Source organism: Bradyrhizobium sp. Crot121 (genome assembly GCF_059512385.1).
In genome coordinates this window covers 1-259 of record NZ_JCAMOR010000569.1, presented here as the reverse complement: position 1 = coordinate 259, position 259 = coordinate 1, and the positions used below count along the sequence as shown (strand labels likewise).

Below are 259 nucleotides of genomic sequence, written 5' to 3'. Positions count from 1 at the left end.
GTCCTCGCCGGCCGTGATGCGGTGGCCGGCGGCTTTGCCTTGGGCCTTCAGCATGATCTCCGAGGCGCGGCGTTCGGCGGTGCCATCGGCACGTGTAACCATGCCGGCCACCGCCAGCCCATGCCGGTTCTCCATTGTGGCATGGCCCATATAGCAGAGCTTCGCCTCCCGCCCGGCCGCCCTGCGGTAAAGCCTGCTGTTTGGATCGCTGGTACTCGCATGGGTGTCGTTCTTGCGCTTCTGGCCATGGAAGTTTGCG

The 259-nt window shown here is 65.6% G+C and carries 1 pseudogene; it reads right to left on the bottom strand.

Annotation, left to right across the window (positions count from 1 at the left end):
- Positions 1 to 259, bottom strand: a pseudogene (locus AC5ZGW_RS47940) (hypothetical protein); the annotation flags it as partial.